A 19,763-nucleotide genomic window follows, 5' to 3' on the forward strand; every position below is an offset into this window, starting at 1 on the left:
CATGACCTCCACCGAACAAGCCGGGTACGTGACTACCGTCGACGGCGTTCTGCAGATCACCATCGCGACCGCGGCCAACGGCACGTCCATGGACTTCGGCGGAATCGTCGCTGGCACCGCCGCACTGCGCTCGCTCGGCCGCGAGGTCGGCGCCGTGCTGCTGACCGGCACCGGCGCGAACTTCTGCGCGGGCGGCAACGTGCGCGGCTTCGCTGCCGCAGCCGACCGGGCCGCCCACATCTACGGCCTGGCAACGGATCTGCACCACTTCGTGCGCGCACTCGACGCCACCACGGTCCCGGTGGTGGCCGGTGTACACGGCTGGGCGGCGGGCGCCGGGATGAGCCTGGTCTGCGCGGCCGACATCGCGCTCGGCGGGCCGAGCACCAAGCTGCGCCCGGCCTACCCCGGCATCGGCCTCAGCCCCGACGGCGGCATGTCCTGGACGCTGCCGCGCATCGTCGGAGTCGGCCGAGCCCGTGAAATCCTGCTCACCGACGCGGTTTTGGACGCCGACGAGGCGGTGCGGCTCGGCATCCTCAGCCGACTGGTCGCCGACGAGGAGGTGCAGGCCGAGGCGCTGAACCTGGCCCGAACCCTCGCCGCCGGACCGCGTTCCACCTACGCGAGCATCAAAACGCTACTGGCGCAATCCACTTCGTCGGCGCTCGGTGATCAGCTCGACCGCGAACGCGATGCCATCGCGGCGGCGGCCAACGGTGCGACCGGCCGCGAAGGTGTCGACGCGTTCGTCGAGAAGCGCAAGCCGAACTACGCGTAGGTCTGTAGCACGAACTTCGCGACCGCGTCGGTGAAGGAGTCGTTGTCGTCACCGGCCGCGGTGTGTGCCGCACCGCCGATCTCGACCAGCTGCGCGTGCGGCACCAACTCCTGAAACGCCGCAGCGCCTTCGGAACTCACCACATCCGACTGCATGCCGCGCACCAGCAGCACCGGCATCGTCAGCTTGCGCGCGGCGGCTTCCAGCTGATCGGTCATATCCGACGGGTCCTCGACGCGCTGGGCCAGGATGTTCGGATCCCAGTGCCAGTACCAGCGACCGTCGCGCTCGCGCAGGTTGCGCAGCAGGCCGTCGGTGTTCTTCGGACGCGGCCGGTGCGGTAGGTATTCGGCGACGGCATCGGCCACCTGCTCGAGGCTGTCGAATCCGTCGCGGTGCTTGCCGAGGAAGTCGATCACCCGCGCGCCACCGGCCCGCTCCGGCCTTGGCACGATGTCGACGAGCACCAGCGCGCTGATCGCCGCACCGGGGACGGCGGTGGCGAGCAGGCCGGTGATGCCGCCCATGCTCGCCCCGACCACGACGGCGGGCGCACCGAGCTGTTCGAGCACGAGCAGCAGGTCGTCCACCATGGTGTCGCGGCGGTAGTCGCCGTCTTCGGACCACGCGCTGTCGCCGTGGCCGCGCGCGTCCAGCGTGACCACGCGCATACCGGCGGCGCCGAGCTTCGCGCCGGTCTGTTTCCACGAGTGCCTGGTCTGCCCGCCGCCGTGCAAGAAGACGACGAGCTGACCGTCGACCGGGCCGAACTGGTCGGCGGCCAGTTCGATCCCACCCGAACCGCGCAGCCGCAATGGCGCGGGCTCTAGATGATTGTTCGCATTACTCACAAACCGAGGATCGCATAGAACCGGTTACGGTTTGCGGGCGAGCCTCTCGAAACGGGCTCAGGTCAGCAGTCCCACTTGCCCGAGGCGCTGAGGGTGCGCTGCAGCAGGCAGGCGACCTTGGCGTTGACCGAGGAGGAGATGGTGGACGAACCGTTCGAGGTGAACTCCTCGCCGATCTGCGTGGACGAGGTGTCGGCGGCCGGTGCCGAGGTGCTGGTGTCGGCGGCAGGCTCCAGCGGCAGGCCCGTCGCACTCGCGGTCGCGGCGCCACCCGCGAGGGCGGCACAGAGGGCCAGGGTGGCGGTGGTGCCGCGCAGTGCGCCGCGAACGGTGTTGTTGGGCATGGAAAAGCTCCTCACTCGAAATCAATCTAGGTAGATCACACACAGACGCCGACTCAGGGCAGGCGCCAGTCAACGGGTTCGGCACCGAGCTCGTCGAGCAGTTCGTTCACTCGGGAGAACGGGCGGGAACCGAAGAAGCCGCGCGACGCCGACAGCGGTGACGGATGCGCGGACTCGATGTAGGGGACCTCGGCCGCGACCAGGGTCGGCTTGAGCGTCGACGCGTCACGGCCCCAGAGGATCGCGACCAGCGGTTCGTCCCGCGCGACCAGCGCGCGAATCGCCTGTTCGGTCACCGCTTCCCAGCCCTTGCCGCGATGCGAGGCGGGCTGGCCTGGCGCCACCGTCAGCACCCTGTTCAGCATCAGCACACCCTGATCCGACCAGGGGCTCAGGTCGCCGCAGGACGGCGTCGGATGGCCGAGGTCCTTGGTGTATTCGGCGAAGATGTTGGACAGACTGCGCGGGACCGGCGAAACATCCGGTGCGACAGAGAAACTCAGGCCCATGGCATGGCCGGGGGTCGGGTAGGGGTCCTGCCCGACGACCAGCACGCGCACCGCGTCGAACGGGCGCTGGAAGGCACGCAGCACGTTCTCACCGGCCGGTAGATAGCCGCGGCCCGCCGCGTTTTCCGCACGCAGGAACTCGCCCATGGCGGAAATGCGTTCCGCCACCGACTCGAGTGCCTTCGCCCATCCCGGATCCATGATTTCCGACAGTGGTTTCGCGCCCATGACCGCACAACTTATCGTGGTTCGCTCGCGGCCGCCGAGTCCGCCCCACCGAACGATTCCCACCCGGCGCTGCCCGCCCGCGCCGCGCCGTCGACCGTGACGCCATGACCGGCGGACACCCGGCCGATCGGCACCCATCCGTCGGGCAGCTCACACTCCGCTGACCAGGCGCCGACGAACGCGTGATCCTCGCCGCCGGTCAGAATCCATTGCGCCGCATCGGCATCCATCCGGGCGGCGAGGTCCGCGAGTGTTCGGTCGTGCAACGCGGACGAATCCAGATCAATAGCGACACCGGATGATTCGGCGATATGGCCGAGATCCGCCAGTAGGCCGTCGGAGACATCGGTGAGTGCGTTCAACCCGGTTTCGGTGTGCGCATTCAGCACCGCCGAATAGGGCGGCCGCGGGACACGGTGCGCGGCAAGCGCTTCGGCGAAGTCGTCGGATGCCGCGCCGGCGGTCAGGATCGCGAGGCCAGCGGCCGACCAGCCGAGGCGGCCCGCGACGGCGACCGTGTCACCCACGCGCGCACCGGCTCTCGTGATGGCCGCGCGGCCACGCAGGTCACCGAACGCGGTGACCGAGATGACGAGATCGCGGCTGCGGACCAGGTCGCCGCCGGCGATGGACGCACCCGCGCGGGTCGCCTCTGCCCACATGCCGTCGGTCAGCCCGTCGATCACGTCGAGCGGGGTGTCGGCGGGGCAGCCGAGCGCCACCACGAACGCGCTCGGCCACGCACCCATCGCGACCACATCGGCCGCGTTCTGCGCGATCGCTTTACCTCCGATGTCCTCGGGACTCGACCAGTCGAGACGGAAATGCCGGTCCTGCACGAGCATGTCGGTGGTGACAACGAATCGGCCGTCCGGCGCGGCGACCAGGGCCGCGTCGTCGCCCGGGCCGAGCAGTACGCTCGGCGCCTGGACCCGACCGCGGTTGATCCGATCGATCAGCGCGAACTCCCCCAGTTCACGCACCGTCGTTGGCCCCGTGTGCTCGCTGATGACCGGTCCTCTCAGACGCGCTGCTGGCTGGAATCGACCCGAAGGTACCCTTTTCAGGGCAATCGACTGCTACCGGGCCGGTCACGGCGCCGCCGCGCTTATGCGGCCGCCGGCCGCTCGGCAGCGAAACGGAAAGGATCGGTGAGCATGGCGGCGGAATCGTCGGACCACGATTCGTCGAAGGACACGGCCGGGCAACTCGCCGAGGCCGAGAGCACCACGCCCGCCGACGGCCCGCTTGGCACTGAACCTGCTACCTCGGAAGCCGAGACCGCGAACACGCGCCAGTACTCACCCGCACTCATCGCCACCGCCGTGGCATTGCCGGTCGCGCTGGTGGTCGCCGTGCTCGTGATCGCGATCTTCGCCCGCCGCGCCCCCGTCGAACGCGAACCGCTGGTCCTCGGCCCGGTCCCCGCTCCCGCCGCGAACGGCACCGCCTGCACCAACCTGCTCCCCGCACTGCCGACCGAACTCGGCGAGTACACCAAATCCACCCTGGTCGAACCCTCTCCACCGGCGACCCGCGCCTGGCAGCACGCCGACGGCGGCGACCCGATCGTGCTGCGCTGCGGCCTCGACCGCCCGCTCGAGTTCAACCGCGCCTCGGCACTGCAGATCGTGAACGGCGTCCAATGGTTCGAGGCCCGCGACCAGGCCGCCAAGGCAAGCACCTGGTTCGCCGTCGACCGCGAGACCTACATCGCGTTGACCGTCCCCGACGGCTCCGGCCCCACCCCACTCCAAGCGGTCTCCGACACCATCACCGCCAACCTCCCCGCCACCCCCCTCGACCCGGGCCCCCTCCCCAACTGAGGTCAGCTAGCGAAGTCCGGTGCCGCGCGCGAGGGTTGGGATGATCACTTGTTGGTCAGTGCGTTTTGGCAGATCTTCTCGCACAGTTCGGCGAAACCGATACCGACAACCGCCGCGGATTGCGGGAGCAGGCTTGTCGCGGTCATCCCCGGCAATGTGTTCGCCTCCAGGCACCACATGCGACCTTCGCTGTCCACTCGGAAGTCGACGCGACTGTAGTTGCCCAGTTTGAGAGCACGGTGCGCCTGCACTGCCAAGCTACGCATCTCGTCCGCCTGCGCGTCCGGAATCTGAGCCGGAAAAATCTCTACCGCACCGTCGACTTGATACTTGTTGCGGTAGTCGAAGATCTCACTGCCCTGCGGAATGATCTCGCCAACGGCAAGCGCTTCCCCGCCGAGGACTCCGATGACGAATTCGCGCCCTGGAACAAACTTCTCGACCATGACCTCTTGATCATGGATCCGCGCGACCCGCACGGCGTCGGCGAACAACGCGGGATCTTTGACCACCGTCAGGCCGACCGTTGAACCTTGCTTGTTCGGCTTAACGACCACCGGACAGCCGAGTTGATCGTCGAACTCGGCGGTGGGACCAACCATGTACCAGTCTGGTGTCGGCACACCCGCGAGCCGAAACAGTCTCTTGGAGACATCCTTGTCCATCGCCATCGCGCTGGCCAGCACGCCACTTCCGGTGTAAGGCACGCCCGCAAGGTCGAGCAGTCCTTGAATCGTGCCGTTTTCACCGGTGCCGCCATGCAGCGCAAGGAACACGACGTCGACGGCCCGCAGCCCACCCGGCTCACTGAGTAGCTGCATGGTCACATCCTCGCCGGGAATGATGCTCAGATCCGGCGGCTCTATGGGAACCGTTGCCTCCATAAGGCGATCCTCGTCACTCGGCTTCAACTTGCCCGCCGTGGTGTCGAAGGCAGAGACGTCATGTCCTCGCTCGCGCAGTGCACGGAAGACCTGCCCTGCCGTCGCGATCGAGACATCCCGCTCGCTGTTCGTCCCGCCAAACAGCACCGCTACCCGCATGTGTTTCCGCCTTGATCCGCGCTCGGTTTCAGCCTGCATCGACAACCGAGCAGGCTACACGGGCCCGCTGCGCCGACAGCAAACGTGGTGCGAGCCCGTCACAACACCGTACGGCCAACTCACCAGTGGAAGACTATCCCCGACCCCGGCCAGAGCAAGCTCTCCCGCGGCGTCGAGAAACTGATCTGCTGGGAATGGGTGCTGTCGACACTCCGCGAGAACTCACCGACATAGGCCCCGAGACCGTAGGCGAGGAACTGCTCGTACCTGAGTTCACTGGCGCCGGAGGGGTCATCGATTCGCAACGTCACCTCACTCGCACCCGCGCTGTAGTAGCCGTTGAACAGCACTGGGAAGTTGCGCTCTGCGCTCGGTATCGGAAAGTCGAACTGCAGGGTGTATGGAACGGCCGTCGACACCTGCTGCTCTTCCGGAATATCGATGTACCACCGCACGACGTCCGACAAGCCTTCCGAATTGTCCACGTGTACCTGCGCGGCCACTCCGTCGAACCACATCCGGACCAGACAGAAATCGGCCACCGCGGTTCGCCAGACCGCGGGGTCGACTCCTGGCATCATGACCAACTCTCGCGTAAGGCAGTTCGAGAACTGGTACTCCACCTGCAGCGCTTCCTCGGTACGCGCCACGCTGACCCAGTATTTCCGCGTCGCCGCGGTGGGCAGCGCACGACGAGCCCGGCTCAACGTGTCCACCCTGAACACATCGACGTCACCGCACCGACGCTCGATGAGGTGAATAGCGATGTCGTACTTGGCATCCCAGATGACCAGTTCGGCGTTGCGGCCCACCTCCAGTAGCGGCTCGAGCCCACGCTGCCAGACGATGTCGGCCCACTGCGGTGACTCGCATCGCGCGCCGATCAGCAGCCGCTGCAGCGCCGCGATTCGATGCTCGGGAACCATGGCACGCAACTGCGCGGAACTCATCCGCCAGACCGACTCGTCTCGCTCCGGGAGGAAGATCGCTCCGGCCGCGACACCGGTCAACACTAACCAGAACTGACGCAGGCCTTCGTTGTGACCAGATGCCATATAGGCCAGCAATGACGCCGCGGTGAGGGCCCAGCCTGCCCTGGCGCGTGTCCTGGTGAGATGTTCCACCACGCGCCGGATCAGTTTCCCGAAGTCACGCATTCGCCCTCCTCCGATGGGGCACGCAGTAGGTAGCCGACTTGCCCGGTGATCAGTAGTTCAGCGCACTCGACCGTGACGACAAGGGTTCCGCCCCGCATGCCGACCTCGATCGGCATACGGTGGAGCCCAAGCCGATTCGCTACGTATGCCGCCGCTGCGGCGCCGGTACCGCAGGCCATTGTCTCGTCCTCGACACCGATCTCGTAGGTACGTACAGCTATCCCGACAGCCGTCGACTCGACGAAATCGACATGCACCCCTTCCGGATGCCCAACCATCCGACATAGTCGGCCGTCATGAGCCAGTCGCGAGCCTTCGGTCCTGACATCGACCTGCTCGAGCCGTTCGCACAGTACGACAACATGCGGGATATCGGTGTAGACGAAGTACCGATCCGGTCCGAGTGCGCGATAGCCCCTCGCTGTTCCGACGGACGCGACGGCCTCCCTGTGCTCCATCCGGATGCGGCGGGGGCCATTGTCGGTAAGGATCTCCGATTGGCCAGTGAGCCACCCGATATCACTGAGCAGGCGAGTGGCGCACCGCAAGCCGTTGCCACAGGTGGGCTCGTAGGTGCCGTCCCGATCGTGAAACCAGAAGCGGGCTGTCGTGTCGGTCCAACACAGATACCCGACACCGTCGACCCGGACCGCGCTGATTCGACCGCAGATCTCGCAGGCCAGCGCCGCCCGATCACTCCGGGTGCCCGGATACCGGCGTCCCTCGAGGATCGCGATGATGTTGCCGTTTCCGTGCATCAGCCGTAGGCGTGTCGACTCCGAGCACCGATTACGAATCCCGGTTCGAATCGCGCCGCATTCCGCGGCAAGCAACGCCGCGTCGAACGCTGGCGGTGCCTTCGCCAGTTGCATACCGGCCCCTCGGTAGCTATTCATCGACAGTATCGATGCACCGCGACCAGACGAGGTCAAGATACCAATCAGCACTCGAATCCGGCTGGGAACGTGTGGAATTCACCACACCGCTACTCCGGCTTGATCCGCCGCCCGAGCAGATTGCCGACGGCTTCGCTCACCGCCATGCCCTCGTGGCAGACCTGGTTCACCGCGGTGGTGAGTGGCATATCGACATCGTGTTTCACGGCGAGCGCGCGAATGGACGTGCATGATTTCACGCCCTCGGCCACCTGTCCGTGGGTCGCTTCCTGCGCGGAGTCCATGGAACCGCCCGCGCCGAGTGCCCGCCCGAACGACCGGTTGCGGGACAGCGGTGAGGTGCAGGTGGCGACCAGGTCGCCGACTCCGGCCAGGCCCGAGAGGGTGGCCGGTTCGGCGCCGAGCGCGACGCCGAGCCGGATGATCTCCGCGAGGCCGCGGGTGATGATGCTGGCGACGGTGTTGTCCCCCAACCCCATTCCCGACGCGATGCCGCAGGCGAGGGCGATCACGTTCTTGCTCGCGCCGCCGACCTCGCAGCCGATCACATCGGTGTTGGTATACGGCCGGAAGTATCCGGTAGCGCTCGCGTGCTGCAGCGCGACCGCACGGTCGGCGTCGGTGCAGGCGATCACGGTGGCCGCCGGCTGACCGACGGCGATCTCGTGCGCCAGATTCGGGCCGGACAGCACCGCGATTCGCCCCTCGTCGGCGCCGGTGACCTCGCCGATCACCTGACTCATCCGCAGCAGGGTGCCGTTTTCGATGCCCTTGGCCAGACTCAGCATGGACGCGTCCGGGGCGATCAACTCTTTCCAGTGCTCGAGGTTCGCGCGCAACGACTGAGACGGGACCCCGAGCACCACGATGTCCGCGCCGTCGAGCGCGACGGCCGGGTCGTGGGTGGCCGCCATCGGGGGCAGCGGAATATCGGTGAGGTAAGAGGGATTGCGATGTTGGGTGTGCAGTATTTCGGCGACCTCGGGTCGTCGCGCCCAGATGGTGACCTCGGTTCCCGCGTCCGCCAACACCTTCGCGAACGCGGTCCCCCATGATCCCGCGCCCATAACTGCCGCCCTCGTCATCTGCCCAATATGCCATGGAAGGATTGGACGCATGCGCCCGCACGCTGTGCATGCCGTGATCGCGGTCAAGAGCCTCGATCAGGCCAAGAGCCGACTGTCCGACCGGCTGCGCCCGGAACACCGGGCCCGGCTCGTCCTCGCCATGCTCGCCGACACCTTGACCGCCACCGCGGCCGTTCCGGAGATCGTCTCGGTCACCGTGGTCACGCCGGATCCGGCGGTGGCCGACCTGGCACTGTCGATGGGCGCCTCGGTGCATCCCGAGCCGAGTTCGGCGGGTCTGGACGGGCTGAACAACGCCCTCGCCGACGCCGCGACCGGGCTGCGGCACCGGCACGGACCGGTCGATCTGCTCGCGTTGCAGGCGGACCTGCCCGCGTTGCGCGCAGCCGAACTGGCCGACGTACTGACCATCGCGCCGCGCGGAGTTCGCTCGATCGTGGTCGACCACGCGGGCACCGGCACGGCCGCGCTACTTGTCCGCGACCCCGACGCCGCCCTCGAGCCGCGTTTCGGGCCCGGCTCGGCGGGCAAACACATCGCCGCGGGCGCGGTCGATCTGACCGGGGATTGGCCGGGATTGCGACTGGATGTCGACACGGCCGACGACCTGGACCTGGCCATTGACCTCGGCGCGGGCTGCGCGACCAGAGTGGCGCTGCACGACATCGGCTGGCCAGACCGCGTTCACCAACCGGTCCGCCGAGTGTGCTAGGAGATCGCCAGAGTGAGGTGATGCTCACGTCAATCATAGTGTCGGGCTCCACGCCACCCGGTTCGTAGGGGATGATCGTTGGCGTGAGTGAGCGAAGCGAGCTATCCGTCTGCCAGCGCGCATCGCGCGTGTCGGTGCCGAGCGCCAGCGAGGTAAGGGCATGAGCGATACGGAAACTGTCAAGCAGCAGTTGCTTCCTACGCCGCCACCCGCGGCGACACCGGTGCCTTCGGACGCGACGGTCGAGCAGTTGCCACGTGATCGCTACCTCAACCGAGAGCTGAGCTGGCTCGATTTCAATGCCCGGGTACTCGCCCTTGCCGAGGACTCCTCGCTGTCGCTGCTGGAGCGCGCCAAATTCCTCGCCATCTTCGCGTCGAATCTCGACGAGTTCTACATGGTGCGCGTCGCTGGCCTCAAGCGTCGCGCCGAGACCGGTCTGCTTGTTCGCTCGGCCGACGGGCGCTCCCCCGGCGAGCAGCTGGAACTGATCGCCGCCCGCGCGCAGGAGATCGCCGTGCGGCACGCGCGGGTCTTCCTCGACGACGTGCTGCCAGCCCTCACCGCGGAGGGCATCGCGATCATCGACTGGACCGACCTGAACGACGATGAGCGCCAACGTCTCTCGGGCCATTTCCAGGATCAGGTGTTCCCGGTGCTCACCCCGCTCGCGGTGGATCCGGCGCACCCGTTCCCCTACATCAGCGGGTTGAGCCTGAATCTCGCGGTGACAGTGAAGGATTCCGCCACCGGCGGCGAGCACTTCGCGCGAGTCAAGGTGCCCGACAACGTCGATCGGTTCGTCCGGGTGCGCCGCACCGACGCCGGTTCGACCATCGCCGCCTTCCTGCCGATGGAAGAGCTGATCGCGGCGCACCTCGATCTGCTGTTCCCCGGCATGGAAGTGGTTGAGCAGCACTCGTTCCGGATCACCCGCAACGCCGACTTCGAGGTCGACGAGGACCGCGACGAAGACCTGCTGCAGGCGCTGGAACGCGAACTGGCGCGGCGACGCTTCGGATCGCCGGTGCGCCTAGAGGTTTCCGACGACATGACCGAGCACATGCTCGAATTGCTGTTGCGCGAACTCGATGTCGATCCCGGCGACGTCATCCAGGTGCCCGGCCTGCTCGACCTGTCCTGCCTGTGGCAGGTGTACGGGGTCGACCGGCCGAACCTCAAGGACGCGCCCTACGTACCGGCCACCCCGCCCGCGTTCGGCGAGCGGGAGACTCCGCGCAACGTGTTCGCGGCGCTGCGCGAGGGCGACGTGCTGGTGCACCACCCCTACGATTCGTTCTCCACCAGCGTGCAGCGGTTCATCGAGCAGGCCGCCGCGGACCCGCAGGTGCTCGCCATCAAGCAGACGCTCTACCGCACCTCCGGTGACTCACCGATCGTCAACGCGCTCATCGACGCGGCCGAGGCGGGCAAGCAGGTCGTCGCGCTGGTCGAGATCAAGGCGCGGTTCGACGAGCAGGCCAACATCAAATGGGCCCGCGCACTGGAACAGGCCGGCGTGCACGTGGTCTACGGCCTCATCGGCTTGAAGACGCACTGCAAGACCTGCTTGGTGGTGCGACGCGAGGGCGCGACCATCCGCCGCTACTGCCACATCGGCACCGGCAACTACAACCCGAAGACCGCGCGGCTCTACGAGGATGTCGGATTGCTCACCGCCGCACCGGAAATCGGTGCCGACCTGACCGACCTGTTCAATTCGCTGACCGGTTACTCGCGAAAAGAGAACTACCGCAACCTGCTTGTCGCACCGCACGGTGTGCGCGCCGGAATCATCGAGCGGATCCAGCGCGAGACCGAACTGGCCGCCCAGGGCAAGGACGCCCGAATCCGGTTGAAGGCCAACGCGATCGTCGACGAGGAGATCATCGATGCGCTGTATCGCGCCTCGCTGGCCGGTGTGCCGGTGCAGATCGTGGTGCGCGGCATCTGCGGGCTGCGCCCCGGCGTGCCGGGGATGAGCGAGAATATCGAAGTGCGCTCGATCTTGGGCCGCTTCCTCGAGCACTCGCGGGTCATGCACTTCCAGGCCCAGGACCAGTACTGGATCGGCAGTGCCGACATGATGCACCGCAACCTGGACCGGCGCGTGGAAGTGATGGCGCAGGTGAAGGATCCGCGGCTGACCGAGCAGCTCGGCCAGGTTTTCGACTCCGCGTTGCATCCCAACACCCGCTGCTGGGTACTCAGCTCGGATGGCAATTGGTTGGCCTGGCCCGAGCACGCGGGCGACGACGACGTCAAAGTGCGTGACCACCAAGAATTCCTGATGCGACTGCGGAGACCAGAACAACAGTGAGTGGTGCTACGGGGTACGAGATGGAAGGGGGACCCTTCTGGGATCCCCGTATTACTGCCAACATTCACGCCGCGGGTGCGGTGTTGTGGCGACGGACGCCGAAGGGCGCCATCGAGATCGCCGTCGTGCACCGGCCGAAGTACCAGGATTGGTCGCTGCCCAAGGGCAAGCTCGATCCCGGTGAGACGCCGGTGCTCGCCGCGGTCCGTGAGGTCCGCGAAGAGACCGGGCTCGACTGCAAGCTCGGGCGCTACCTCGGCCACGTCACCTATCCCGTTCCGGGACACCGCAAGCTGAAGCGGGTCGACTACTGGGCTGCCGAGGTGGCCGGTGGCGAGTTCACCTCGAATGACGAAGTGGACGTGCTGAATTGGTATTCGCTGGATTGCGTGATGGAGCAGCTGTCCTACCCGATGGACCGGCAGGTGCTGCGCGCGTTCACCAGGCTGCCACCGAACACCCGCACGATGCTGTTGGTCCGGCACGCGAAAGCTGGTCGGCGAGACCGCTTCTCCGGCCCGGACCCGCTGCGCCCACTGGATCGGTCCGGCCAGGCCCAAGCACGGGCCTTGGTCTCGAATCTGCTGGCGTTCGGGGCATCTGAGATCCATTCGGCCGATCCGGTGCGCTGCGTGCAGACCGTGACGCCGCTGGCCGAGAAGCTCGGTACCGAGATCATCCTCGAGCCGCTGCTTTCCGAAATCGGTTATGCCGCAGCGCAGGACGAGACGCGGCAGCGGATCGTCTCGCTGGTGCCGGATACCGAGGTGCCCGTTATCTGTAGTCAGGGCAAGGTGATTCCCGATCTGCTGCGGTGGTGGGCCGAGCGCGACGGCATCACGCTACCGTCCGCGCGCAACCGCAAAGGCAGCGTCTGGGTGCTGTCCTTCGTCGACGGCAAGCTGGTTGCCGCCGACCACTTGGACCGGTCGCTGAACTCCGACTTCGTGAAGGCCTGAAAGACACACCCACACATACGAAACGGCCCCGGAGGTGAACCTCCGGGGCCGTGTTCGATCGGTACAGCGGATGATTCGGCCTTACGGCCGATCAACCGGCGCCAATACCGTACTGGCGCAGTATCTAGCGGCGACCGCGAGCGGGCGCCTTCTTGGCGGCCGACTTCTTGGCCGGAGCCTTCTTGGCGACCGTCTTCTTGGCGGCGGTCTTCTTTGCCACCGTCTTCTTGGCGGCGGTGACCTTCTTGGCCGGAGCCTTCTTCACGGCCGTCTTCTTGGCGACCGTCTTCTTGGCGGGCGCCTTGGCCGCAGTCGTCTTGCGAGCAGCGGTCTTTGCGGGTGCCTTCTTGGCAGCCTTCTTCGCCGTCGTCTTGGCCGGGCCCTTGGTCGGGGTGGCCTTCTTGGCGGCGGCCTTCTTGGCCGCCGTCTTCTTGGCGGCCGCCTTCTTGGCTGCCACCGGGGCATTCACGCCGCGCTTGACGGCGGGACCGCTCTGGGCGAGCTTCTGCTTACCCGCGATCACGGCCTTGAACTGAGCACCCGGACGGAACGCAGGCACCGAAGTGGGCTTCACCTTGACGGTTTCGCCGGTGCGCGGGTTCCTGGCAACTCGAGCCGCACGCTTGCGCTGTTCGAACACACCGAATCCGGTGATTGTGACGCTCTGACCCTTGTGCACCGCGCGCACGATGGTGTCGACCACATGCTCGACTGCCGCGGTGGCCGTGCGCCTATCAGTACCCAACTTTTCGGTCAGAACGTCGATCAGTTCCGCCTTGTTCATTGAATCCTCCGCAGACTAATGGCCCGTCGTCGGACCGACTAGGTACCACGGTAAACCCACAATGGGCAAGAGTCTATGTGCCACGCCAAAATTCATGTGGTTTAGCACACGTCCAGCTATCGGCCCCGGTGCCATCCAGCTAACACCCAAGGGTGTTTAGGACTGCGAAATACGTGCTGGGAGGGTAGTGGGTTTCCATGCTGGCCTTGCGTTTTCGAACTCAGCGATGGTGTCGCTGCGGCGCAGCGTGAGGCCGATGTCGTCCAATCCTTCGAGCAGACGCCACCGTGTGTAGTCATCAATATCGAACGGCAACACGGCGGTTCCGGCGGTCACCGTGCGCGCCTCGAGGTCCACAACCAATTCGAGTCCTGGCTGTTCCTCGAGCAACTTCCAGAGCATTTCGACATCGTTCTGTGACATCTGAGCGGCCAACAGCCCGCCCTTACCGGCATTGCCACGGAAGATGTCGGCGAAGCGAGACGAGATCACCACCCGAAAGCCGTAGTCCGACAGCGCCCATACGGCGTGCTCACGCGAGGATCCCGTGCCGAAATCGGGGCCCGCTACCAGCACACTTCCCCGGTTGTAGGGCTCGTTGTTCAGAATGAACTCCGGATCGTTACGCCATGCGGCGAAGAGTCCGTCCTCGAATCCCGTGCGGGTCACCCGCTTCAGGTACACAGCTGGGATGATCTGATCAGTATCGACATTGGAACGGCGGAACGGCACGCCGATCCCCTTGTGCACGGTGAAGGCTTCCATTGATTCTCCTGAGTCGGTAGGGGTATCGCGTCCGGTCAGTCCAGATCCGCAGGTGAGGACAGGGTTCCGCGCACCGCTGTCGCGGCCGCCACCAGCGGCGAAACCAGGTGCGTACGGCCACCTTTGCCCTGTCGACCCTCGAAGTTACGGTTCGACGTCGACGCGCATCGCTGGCCCGGCTCCAGCTGATCCGGATTCATTCCCAAGCACATTGAGCAGCCTGCCTGCCGCCATTCGGCGCCCGCCGCGGTGAAAATCTCGCCCAGTCCTTCTAATTCGGCCTGCGCACGAACCCGCATAGACCCCGGTACAACCAACATTCGCACCGAGTCCGCGACTCGGCGTCCTTTTAAAACCTCAGCGACAGCACGCAAATCCTCGATGCGTCCGTTGGTGCACGATCCGACGAATACCGTGTCGACCGCCACATCGCGAAGCGGAGTGCCCGGCTCCAAATCCATGTACCGCAGCGCTTTCGCCGCGGACTCGCGCGCCGTCTCGTCCGCGATCTGGGCGGGGTCTGGCACCGATTCGCCAAGGGGCGCGCCCTGTCCCGGGTTGGTGCCCCAGGTGACGAACGGGGTCAGCTCGGCGGCGTCGATGTGCACCTCGGCGTCGAACGTCGCGCCGTCGTCGGTCTTGAGCGCCTCCCAGGCGGCCACTGCTGCCGTCCAGTCGGCTCCCTGCGGGGCGTGCGGGCGTCCTTCGAGGAATTCATAGGTGGTTTCGTCCGGAGCGATCATGCCCGCCCGTGCGCCCGCCTCGATGGACATGTTGCAGATGGTCATTCGCGCCTCCATCGACATGGCGCGAATCGCCTCGCCGCGGTACTCCAGCACGTAGCCCTGGCCGCCACCGGTGCCGATCTTCGCGATGACGGCCAGAATCAGGTCTTTACTCGTCACGCCGGGCGCCAACGTGCCGTCGACGGTGATCGCCATCGTCTTGAACGGGCGCAGCGAGAGTGTCTGGGTGGCAAGGACATGCTCGACCTCCGAGGTGCCGATGCCCATCGCCAGCGCGCCGAACGCGCCGTGCGTCGAGGTGTGGCTGTCCCCGCACACCACCGTCATGCCCGGCTGGGTCAGCCCGAGCTGCGGGCCGACGACGTGCACGATGCCCTGGTCCAGATCGCCCATCGGATGCAGGCGCACACCGAATTCCACGCAGTTACGGCGCAGTGTGTCCACCTGGGTGCGCGAGATCGGGTCCGCGATGGGCTTATCGATGTCGGTGGTCGGGACATTGTGGTCCTCGGTCGCGATCGTCAGATCGGGCCTGCGCACCGGCCTGCCCGCCGCGCGAAGGCCGTCGAACGCCTGCGGGCTGGTCACCTCGTGCACGAGATGCAGGTCGATGTAGATCAGGTCGGGTTCGCGCCCGGCCCCCTCACCCGAGCCGTGGGTTACGACGTGCTGCTCCCACACCTTTTCGGCCATGGTGCGTGGCTCTGCCATTCTCGATCACCTTTCGACGAGCATCCCGTCGCGTTCCGGGCTGGGAGCGCGCGGCTGCACAAGTTTTCGGATATGCGAGGTCGGATGCCTCGTTGGAGATTCCGCGCCACTTGCTCCGGCAGTGGATTTCCCAGCATCCGAGACGTTAGTATCGTTCTATGAGACAGCATAGCGGCATCGGTGTCCTCGATAAAGCAGTGGCGGTGTTGTACGCCGTAGCCGAGCACCCCTGCGGTCTCAACGAGCTGTGCGCCCGCACCGGCCTACCCCGCGCCACCGCACATCGCCTGGCCGTCGGCCTGGAAGTACACCGTTTGCTCGCCCGCGACAACACCGGAATGTGGCGACCGGGCCCCGCCCTCGCCGAACTCGCCGCCGGAGCCACCGATCCGCTGCTGGAGGCCGCGGCGGCCGTGCTGCCCCGATTACGCGAGATCACCGGCGAAAGCGTCCAGCTGTATCGCCTGGACGGCAATGCGCGGATCTGTGTGGCGGCGCTGGAACCGCCAGTCGGACTGCGCGACACCGTCCCCGTCGGCGCCCGGCTGCCGCTGACCGCGGGCTCCGCCGCCAAAGTCCTGCTCGCCTGGGCCGACGCCGACCTGCAGCACACCATCCTCGCCGACGCCGTCTTCGGCGAACGCGCGCTGACCGAGGTGCGCAAGCGCGGCTGGGCACAGAGCGCCGCCGAACGCGCGTCCGGCGTGGCAAGCGTGTCCGCTCCCGTGCGCGACGCTGGCGGCACCGTGATCGCGGCCGTCTCGGTATCCGGCCCCATCGACCGCATGGGCCGCCGACCAGGCGCACGCTGGGCGGCCGACCTGGTCGCCGCCGCCGACGCATTACACAAGCGCCTGTAACACGTTCTAGAAATCACGTTCTAGAGTAAGCCAATGGGAGTCAACCAACGGGCACAGATCGTCATGTCCGACACCGAGATCAGCGAGTTCTTGGAGCGAAGCCGCGTCGCCACCCTGGCCACCATCGGCCCCGACGGCAGGCCGCACCTGACCGCCATGTGGTACGCCCTCCTCGACGGCGAACTCTGGTTCGAGACCAAAACCAAATCCCAGAAGGCCGTCAACCTGCGCCGCGACCCCCGCATCACCTGCATGGTCGAGGCGGGCCAGACCTACGATCAGCTGCGCGGCGTCGCCATCGAGGGCCACGCCGAGATCATCGATGACCCCGAAAAGCTCTACGCCGTCGGCGTCAGCGTCTGGGAGCGCTACACCGGCCCCTACAGCGAAGACGTCCGCCCGATGGTCGAGACCATGCTGCACAAGCGATCCGCCATCCGCGTCATCCCCGACCGCGTCCGCAGCTGGGACCACCGCAAGCTAGGCCTGCCCCAGCTCCCCCTCGGCGGCACCACCGCCCAACCCATGGACTGACCTGCCTATGCGTTGAGCCACAGCCCCCGACGCGCCCCGATATCGAACTGACATCACCCCCCTCCGACGACTAACGTCGAACCGTTCGACACGATCGGCCGGGCACCGCCGCCCGCACGGGCGCACCCCGACCGCCACCACGAGGAGACGGCGATGACGGAATCTGATAGTTCCAACGGCTCAGGCACCCCCGAGGCCACCAGCGCCGACGAAGTGAAGCGCAAGTTCAAAGAGGCCCTCGACCGCAAAAACCAGCACAACGCCCGCACCGCCGACCACCTCGACGGCCGCTCCAAGGGCGCCAACGCCACCCACGGCAACGCAAGCACCAAGCGCGAATTCCGCCGCAAGAGCGGATAAATCAGACAAAAAAGGCCCCCTGGTCACCAGACCGGGGGGCCTTCGCTTTGCCTAGGCGAGGCAGCCGAAACAGCCCCGCCCGACGGCAAACCCCAGGAACGAAATATCAACCGCACACCCACCCACATGCGCGCCAGAGACGAAGCCACCCGACCAGAGGCCCGGCACCACCCCGCCCAACCAGAGACCGTTGAGCAAAACCGCAAGAACAAAACATCCATCGTCTACCCGCCCACATGAGCGCCGGGGGCGAAGCCTCCCGGCCAGGGGGTCCGGGGGCGCAGCCCGCCGGGCGGGGTTTGGGGGTTGCACCCCCAAAAAATACGCGGAAAACCAGCAAGGCTCATGCTCGCAATGAGCATGAGCCTTGCACTGGTTTGTAGCCCCGACGGGATTCGAACCCGCGCTACCGCCTTGAGAGGGCGGCGTCCTAGGCCGCTAGACGACGGGGCCAGGACTGCTTCTCGTTGACACGAGGAGCACCTTTGGTTGATCTCTCGATCAGGAGGCTCGGCTAGCTTAGCTGGCCGGAGCGTGGCGACCAAATCGCCAGCTGCTGTTCTGATTTCGGCTGCGCGACCGATCTCGACAACAATCTCTCCGCTGGGGTACCAGGACTCGAACCTAGAATGGCTGAACCAGAATCAGCTGTGTTGCCAATTACACCATACCCCAATGACCAGGCGTTTCAGCCTCGCGTCTGGATGACTGCGAGGCCTTGTTCCGAGCCGAGAAGAAGACTACCAAACGGCTACGGGTTAACTACAAATCGCCTGGTCAAAGCCATGTTTTTGGCCCGATACGCAGATTTCAGACCGTTGCGGACCACTCCTGTGCCGAGCGCAGTCGAGCGAGGCTGGTGTCGCGGCCGAGCAGTTCGAGCGACTCGTACAGTGGCGGGCTGATGTGCGACCCGGTCACCGCGACGCGCACTGGCGCGAATGCTTTGCGTGGTTTGAGCCCCAGATCATCGATCAGCGCGGTTTTCAGCGCCTCTTCGATAGCGACTGTCGACCACTGTGTCAGTGGCTCGAGAGCGGCAATAGCGGATTGCAATACCGGAGTTGCGTCCGCACCGAGATTCTTGGCTCCCGCAGTGTCATCGATCGCAAATTGTTCGGCGGGCGCCAACAGGAAACGCAACAGTTCCCAAGCGTCGGACAACACGACGATCCGTGTCTGTACCAGATCTGCCGCGGCGGCGAACATCTTCTCATCGATTTCGGCGCCGATATGACCGTGCACGGTCAGGTACTCGCGCAGTCTGTTGCTGAAATCACCGGGTTCCAGCAATCGGATGTGCTCGGCGTTGAGCGCGTCCGCCTTCTTCTGATCGAATCGGGCCGGATTCGAATTTACTTTCGATATGTCGAAGGCAGCAACCATCTCCGCCATGCTGAACAGGTCGTGGTCGTCGGCGATGCTCCAACCGAGTAGTGCCAGGTAATTCAGCAAACCTTCCGGGATGAATCCGCGGTCGCGATGGACGAACAGATTCGACTCGGGATCGCGCTTGGACAACTTCTTGTTGCCCTGTCCCATGACGAACGGCAGGTGACCGAACTCCGGCGTGAACTCGGCAATGCCGATGCGACGCAGGGCGCCGTAGAGCGCGATCTGGCGCGGTGTCGAGGAAAGCAGATCCTCGCCGCGCAACACATGAGTGATCTTCATCAATGCGTCGTCGAGCGGGTTGACCAGCGTGTACAGCGGATCACCTGTGCCACGGGTGAGCGCGAAGTCCGGCACGGAGCCGACCTTGAAGGTGGTCTCGCCGCGCACCAGATCGTGCCATGTGATGTCCTCGTCGGGCATCCGCAGCCGAATCACCGCGGGCCGCCCGGCATCTCGATACGCCTCGATCTGCTGCGCGGTGAGCTCGCGATCGTAGTTGTCGTAGCCGAGCTTCGGGTCGCGGCCCGCCGCGCGATGGCGCGCCTCGACTTCCTCAGCGGTGGAGAAGGATTCGTAGGCCTCCCCGGCCGCCAGCAAACGCCGGACCGCATCCTGGTGCAGATCCTTGCGCAGCGACTGGCGGTACGGCGCATAGGGACCGCCGACCTCCGGGCCCTCGTCCCAGGTGAGGCCGAGCCAGCGCAGTGCGTCGAGCAACGCGCGGTAGGAGTCCTCGGAATCCCGTGCCGCATCGGTATCTTCGATGCGGAAGACGAATTTTCCACCGTGGTGTCGGGCGTAGGCCCAGTTGAACAGTGCCGTCCGGATCAGGCCGACGTGCGGCGTCCCGGTCGGTGACGGGCAGAAGCGGACCCGTACTTCAGTCATGGCTCT

Annotated in this window: 20 protein-coding genes and 2 tRNA genes; 8 read left to right on the plus strand and 14 right to left on the minus strand. The window is 66.0% G+C overall.

The window, feature by feature from the left end; all coding sequences use genetic code 11:
• Nucleotide 1 precedes the first annotated feature (1 nt).
• Entirely contained in the window at nucleotides 2–781 is a 780-nt protein-coding gene (locus OG203_RS13640; RefSeq protein ID WP_405166012.1) for an enoyl-CoA hydratase/isomerase family protein, read from the plus strand.
• On the opposite strand, the gene OG203_RS13645 is transcribed toward OG203_RS13640, so the two are convergent.
• The 4 genes from OG203_RS13645 to OG203_RS13660 all read right to left on the minus strand — a co-directional run bounded on the left by OG203_RS13645 (nucleotide 772) and on the right by OG203_RS13660 (nucleotide 3,696).
• A complete protein-coding gene (locus OG203_RS13645; RefSeq protein WP_405166013.1) occupies nucleotides 772–1,632 on the minus strand; it encodes an alpha/beta fold hydrolase in 861 nt (286 codons plus the stop codon). The two genes, OG203_RS13640 and OG203_RS13645, sit on opposite strands and share 10 nt — an antisense overlap.
• A gap of 62 nt (nucleotides 1,633–1,694) precedes the next feature.
• Entirely contained in the window at nucleotides 1,695–1,976 is a 282-nt protein-coding gene (locus OG203_RS13650; RefSeq protein ID WP_405166014.1) for a hypothetical protein, read from the minus strand.
• Between the two features lie 53 nt (nucleotides 1,977–2,029).
• Nucleotides 2,030–2,713, minus strand: coding sequence for a uracil-DNA glycosylase (locus tag OG203_RS13655; RefSeq protein WP_405166015.1), 684 nt, complete (start codon nucleotides 2,711–2,713; stop codon nucleotides 2,030–2,032).
• A gap of 11 nt (nucleotides 2,714–2,724) precedes the next feature.
• On the minus strand, nucleotides 2,725–3,696 hold the full coding sequence (locus OG203_RS13660) for a thiamine-phosphate kinase (RefSeq protein ID WP_405166016.1): 972 nt from the start codon (nucleotides 3,694–3,696) through the stop codon (nucleotides 2,725–2,727).
• Nucleotides 3,697–3,870: 174 nt separating this feature from the next.
• On the opposite strand from OG203_RS13660, the gene OG203_RS13665 reads away from it, so the two are divergent.
• Entirely contained in the window at nucleotides 3,871–4,539 is a 669-nt protein-coding gene (locus OG203_RS13665; RefSeq protein ID WP_405166017.1) for a DUF3515 domain-containing protein, read from the plus strand.
• A gap of 44 nt (nucleotides 4,540–4,583) precedes the next feature.
• Here OG203_RS13665 and OG203_RS13670 read toward each other — a convergent pair whose 3' ends face one another.
• From OG203_RS13670 to OG203_RS13685, 4 genes are all read right to left on the minus strand, one after another.
• Nucleotides 4,584–5,621 (minus strand): D-alanine--D-alanine ligase, encoded by a 1,038-nt coding sequence (locus OG203_RS13670; protein WP_405167870.1) that lies wholly within the window; start codon nucleotides 5,619–5,621, stop codon nucleotides 4,584–4,586.
• Nucleotides 5,622–5,701: 80 nt separating this feature from the next.
• The gene (locus OG203_RS13675) at nucleotides 5,702–6,739 is read right to left on the minus strand and encodes a hypothetical protein (RefSeq protein WP_405166018.1); all 1,038 of its coding nucleotides are present in this window, start codon (nucleotides 6,737–6,739) and stop codon (nucleotides 5,702–5,704) included.
• Complete coding sequence (locus tag OG203_RS13680) at nucleotides 6,718–7,611, minus strand: hypothetical protein (protein ID WP_405166019.1); 894 nt, start codon at nucleotides 7,609–7,611, stop codon at nucleotides 6,718–6,720. Before OG203_RS13680 ends, OG203_RS13675 begins: the two co-directional genes overlap by 22 nt.
• A 113-nt stretch (nucleotides 7,612–7,724) precedes the next feature.
• The gene (locus OG203_RS13685) at nucleotides 7,725–8,720 is read right to left on the minus strand and encodes an NAD(P)H-dependent glycerol-3-phosphate dehydrogenase (RefSeq protein WP_405166020.1); all 996 of its coding nucleotides are present in this window, start codon (nucleotides 8,718–8,720) and stop codon (nucleotides 7,725–7,727) included.
• Between the two features lie 31 nt (nucleotides 8,721–8,751).
• On the opposite strand from OG203_RS13685, the gene cofC reads away from it, so the two are divergent.
• The 3 genes from cofC (at nucleotide 8,752) to OG203_RS13700 (ending at nucleotide 12,714) form a co-directional block, all read left to right on the plus strand.
• Nucleotides 8,752–9,435 carry a 2-phospho-L-lactate guanylyltransferase gene (cofC, locus tag OG203_RS13690; RefSeq protein WP_405166021.1) on the plus strand — a complete coding sequence of 228 codons (684 nt, stop codon included), beginning with the start codon at nucleotides 8,752–8,754 and terminating at the stop codon, nucleotides 9,433–9,435.
• Between the two features lie 160 nt (nucleotides 9,436–9,595).
• Nucleotides 9,596–11,755, plus strand: coding sequence for an RNA degradosome polyphosphate kinase (locus OG203_RS13695; protein ID WP_405166022.1), 2,160 nt, complete (start codon nucleotides 9,596–9,598; stop codon nucleotides 11,753–11,755).
• A gap of 20 nt (nucleotides 11,756–11,775) precedes the next feature.
• Nucleotides 11,776–12,714 carry an NUDIX domain-containing protein gene (locus OG203_RS13700; protein ID WP_405166023.1) on the plus strand — a complete coding sequence of 313 codons (939 nt, stop codon included), beginning with the start codon at nucleotides 11,776–11,778 and terminating at the stop codon, nucleotides 12,712–12,714.
• Nucleotides 12,715–12,838: 124 nt separating this feature from the next.
• On the opposite strand, the gene OG203_RS13705 is transcribed toward OG203_RS13700, so the two are convergent.
• The 3 genes from OG203_RS13705 to leuC form a co-directional block, all read right to left on the minus strand.
• A complete protein-coding gene (locus OG203_RS13705; protein ID WP_405166024.1) occupies nucleotides 12,839–13,498 on the minus strand; it encodes an HU family DNA-binding protein in 660 nt (219 codons plus the stop codon).
• A gap of 156 nt (nucleotides 13,499–13,654) precedes the next feature.
• Nucleotides 13,655–14,263 carry a 3-isopropylmalate dehydratase small subunit gene (gene leuD, locus OG203_RS13710; RefSeq protein ID WP_405166025.1) on the minus strand — a complete coding sequence of 203 codons (609 nt, stop codon included), beginning with the start codon at nucleotides 14,261–14,263 and terminating at the stop codon, nucleotides 13,655–13,657.
• A gap of 35 nt (nucleotides 14,264–14,298) precedes the next feature.
• Complete coding sequence (gene leuC / locus OG203_RS13715) at nucleotides 14,299–15,720, minus strand: 3-isopropylmalate dehydratase large subunit (RefSeq protein WP_405166026.1); 1,422 nt, start codon at nucleotides 15,718–15,720, stop codon at nucleotides 14,299–14,301.
• A 158-nt stretch (nucleotides 15,721–15,878) separates the two neighbouring features.
• Between leuC and OG203_RS13720 the strand changes: the two genes are divergently transcribed.
• The 3 genes from OG203_RS13720 to OG203_RS13730 all read left to right on the plus strand — a co-directional run bounded on the left by OG203_RS13720 (nucleotide 15,879) and on the right by OG203_RS13730 (nucleotide 17,474).
• Nucleotides 15,879–16,580: an IclR family transcriptional regulator gene (locus OG203_RS13720; protein ID WP_405166027.1), complete on the plus strand. Its 702-nt coding sequence runs from the start codon at nucleotides 15,879–15,881 to the stop codon at nucleotides 16,578–16,580.
• A 33-nt stretch (nucleotides 16,581–16,613) separates the two neighbouring features.
• Nucleotides 16,614–17,114: a pyridoxamine 5'-phosphate oxidase family protein gene (locus tag OG203_RS13725; protein ID WP_405166028.1), complete on the plus strand. Its 501-nt coding sequence runs from the start codon at nucleotides 16,614–16,616 to the stop codon at nucleotides 17,112–17,114.
• Nucleotides 17,115–17,267: 153 nt separating this feature from the next.
• Nucleotides 17,268–17,474 carry a DUF5302 domain-containing protein gene (locus OG203_RS13730; protein ID WP_405166029.1) on the plus strand — a complete coding sequence of 69 codons (207 nt, stop codon included), beginning with the start codon at nucleotides 17,268–17,270 and terminating at the stop codon, nucleotides 17,472–17,474.
• A gap of 380 nt (nucleotides 17,475–17,854) precedes the next feature.
• Here the strand turns inward: OG203_RS13730 and OG203_RS13735 are convergent.
• The 3 genes from OG203_RS13735 to gltX form a co-directional block, all read right to left on the minus strand.
• Nucleotides 17,855–17,927 (minus strand) — tRNA-Glu (locus tag OG203_RS13735).
• Nucleotides 17,928–18,077: 150 nt separating this feature from the next.
• A tRNA-Gln gene (locus OG203_RS13740) sits at nucleotides 18,078–18,149 on the minus strand.
• Between the two features lie 135 nt (nucleotides 18,150–18,284).
• Nucleotides 18,285–19,757 (minus strand): glutamate--tRNA ligase, encoded by a 1,473-nt coding sequence (gene gltX / locus OG203_RS13745; protein WP_405166030.1) that lies wholly within the window; start codon nucleotides 19,755–19,757, stop codon nucleotides 18,285–18,287.
• Nucleotides 19,758–19,763: the final 6 nt, after the last annotated feature.

It is taken from the genome of Nocardia sp. NBC_01499 (genome assembly GCF_045040275.1).
In the GTDB taxonomy this organism is placed as follows: Bacteria; Actinomycetota; Actinomycetes; order Mycobacteriales; family Mycobacteriaceae; genus Nocardia.